This window comes from Streptococcus sp. HMSC074F05 (assembly GCF_001808725.1).
GTDB lineage: Bacteria > Bacillota > Bacilli > Lactobacillales > Streptococcaceae > Streptococcus > Streptococcus parasanguinis_I.
Genome location: NZ_KV794411.1, coordinates 371,258 through 373,880, shown reverse-complemented (window position 1 = coordinate 373,880; position 2,623 = coordinate 371,258). Strand labels below are relative to the sequence as shown.

Here is a 2,623-nt window from a genome sequence, read left to right as displayed (position 1 = left end):
CACTTCTACCACTTCTTCGTGGTTGAGCTCTTCTTGGAAACCAGCCGCAAAGTTGGTAATACATGAAATACCAAGAACCTTCAAACCAGAGTGTGCTGCAATGATGACTTCCGGAACGGTTGACATTCCGACAGCATCTGCGCCAAGTGTCTTAAACGCACGGATTTCAGCTGGAGTTTCATAAGTTGGACCAGTCACACCGATATAAACCCCATCATCCAATTTGATACCCAATTTGTCTGCTACTTTATGAGCAGTCTCACGATATTCTGGAGTGTAGGCTTTTGACATATCTGGGAAACGTGGACCAAAGTCATCCAAGTTTTCACCGATCAATGGGTTTTGACCAGTCATATTGATGTGGTCTGTGATGGCCATCAAAGTACCAGGACCAAAGCCGATACCACCGGCAGCGTTGGTAACAAGAACCCCTTCACATCCCAAAACTTTCATGACACGAACTGGGAAAGTCACTACTTCTAGTGGGTTTCCTTCGTAGAAGTGGAAACGTCCTTGAAGGGCCAAAACCTTGCGTCCAGCAAGATCACCATAAACCAATTTACCCGCATGGCCGACAACCGTTGAACGACCCCAGTTTGGAATTTCAGAGTAGTCTACTACGACTGGATTTTCGATTTCTTCAGCCAGTTCTCCAAGACCTGATCCAAGGATCAAGCCAAACTCAGGTGCTTCCATTCCTTTGCCTTTCAAAAAAGCAGCTGTTTCATTGATTTTTGCTAATAATGTCATTGCATATCTCCTTTATGATTTCCTTAAAAATTGGCCAATTTTGTCAAATGTATTGGCATTGCGAATGGTCAACAGACGGTAATCCGGCATCTTGAGGACTTGTTTGTGGTAAGCGGTCTTTGTATAGGTCTCTTCTGAGTATTTGCCCCAGTAGATCCCAAGTCTTCCACGATGGATGATTTCATCACCGAGCGAAAAAGAGGAGACCAACTCCCAGACAGCATCCTGATTGAGGCCTTCTGTGTAAAAGAGAACATCCTTGCGGGCCAGATTCTCCTGCCACCAGGCTGGTAGAGCAGCGAGATCTCGCGCATAGTCCTCAGCTGAAAAGAGAGAAAAAGACTGGATAAAGGGATAGTGATCACGAAAGAAATGTCCCAGCAAATCTACCAATTCTTCTTTAGAACCTGCTGATTCAAAGAAGATATTGCCACTATTGATGTAGGTCTCTACCCCATCCAGCCCGATCGTTTGAAGCTCCTCTCGAAGTTCTGCCATCACGACCTTGTTTTTCCCGCCAATATTGATCCCTCTTACGAGGAGAGCGAAGCGTGTCATCTTAGTTCAATTTGTCTAAGAAGCTTTCACCGATCATGGCTTTTTCAACACCAAAGTTCTCTGCAATCGTTGCAGAAATATCAGAGAAATGTCCAACTGGAATCACACCATTGCCCTTGAAGGATGGGCTATAAGCCAAGAATGGGATGTATTCACGAGTATGGTCTGTACCAGCGTAGGTTGGGTCATTCCCGTGGTCTGCAGTGATCATCAAGAGGTCATCTTCACGCATAGCTGCAATGATTTCTGGCAAGCGTTCATCAAATTCGTGCAAGCAATCGCGGTAGCCGTGAGCATTGCGGCGGTGACCATAAAGAGCATCAAAGTCTACCAAGTTGGTAAATGAGAAGCCTTCTTGGAACTCAGGAAGTCCCATGGTCTTAATCAAGGTATCCATACCGTGGCTATTTGATTTGTTGTGGCCCATATCGTGGTTGATACCAGCTCCGTTGAAGATATCGTTGATCTTACCAACCGCATAGGTATCGATACCCGCTTCGTTCAACTTATCCAAAACAGTTGGCGCAAATGGTGAAACAGCCAAGTCACGACGGTTGGCTGTACGTGTGAAATTTCCAGGTTCCCCAACATAAGGACGAGCAATGATACGGCCTAGAAGAGCTGGACGTTCCAAAGTGATGGAACGAGCGTATTCACAGATACGGTAGAGTTCATCCAAAGGAATGATGTCTTCGTGAGCTGCGATTTGAAGAACAGGGTCTGCTGATGTATAAATGATCAACTCACCAGTTTCCATTTGGCGTGGTCCAAAGTCATCGATGACCGCTGTACCAGAATATGGTTTGTTAGCTTCACGGATGACCTTGCGTCCTGAGAATTCTTCAATTTTAGTCAAAATTTCTTCAGGGAAACCATTCCAGAAGGTATCAAAAGGTTCTGTAATGTCGAGCCCCATGATTTCCCAGTGACCAGTCATGGTGTCTTTCCCAAGAGAAACTTCTTGCAATTTTGTCGCATAGCCAGTTGGGTTGCTTTCAGCTGGCACAGTCTTCAATGGTACTTCACGAGGAATATTTCCAAGACCGATTTTGGCCATGTTTGGTACATTCAAACCAACTGCTTTTGAGATGTGTCCAAGTGTGTCAGATGCGCCATCAGGTACACCTGCATTGACAAAGTTATTGGCATCTGGTGCAGCACCGATCCCAACTGAATCCAGCACAACTAAGTGCATGCGTTTAAATTTTGACATATACTGCCTCTTTCCTTTATTAAACTAGCTATATTATACCATATCCCTATAAGAAGAGAGCGTTGTTTGATCCGAGGCTGGGACAAAAGTCCTAGCCTCTCA

The 2,623-nt window shown here is 45.1% G+C and carries 3 protein-coding genes; all 3 read right to left on the bottom strand.

What is annotated here, in order from left to right; all coding sequences use genetic code 11:
* Positions 1-750: purine-nucleoside phosphorylase (locus HMPREF2685_RS05595; protein ID WP_070465818.1), on the bottom strand; the 750-nt coding region annotated here is incomplete at its 3' end.
* A gap of 12 nt (positions 751-762) precedes the next feature.
* Positions 763-1,308 carry a DUF1697 domain-containing protein gene (locus tag HMPREF2685_RS05590; RefSeq protein ID WP_070465815.1) on the bottom strand — a complete coding sequence of 182 codons (546 nt, stop codon included), beginning with the start codon at positions 1,306-1,308 and terminating at the stop codon, positions 763-765.
* 1 nt (position 1,309) lies between these two features.
* Positions 1,310-2,521 carry a phosphopentomutase gene (locus tag HMPREF2685_RS05585; protein WP_061590877.1) on the bottom strand — a complete coding sequence of 404 codons (1,212 nt, stop codon included), beginning with the start codon at positions 2,519-2,521 and terminating at the stop codon, positions 1,310-1,312.
* Positions 2,522-2,623: the final 102 nt, after the last annotated feature.

Excerpts from the sequence above, each read along its gene's own strand:
- HMPREF2685_RS05585 (WP_061590877.1), bottom strand. The coding sequence starts at position 2,521 with ATGTCAAAATTTAAACGCATGCACTTAGTTGTGCTGGATTCAGTTGGG.
- HMPREF2685_RS05590 (WP_070465815.1), bottom strand. The coding sequence starts at position 1,308 with ATGACACGCTTCGCTCTCCTCGTAAGAGGGATCAATATTGGCGGGAAA.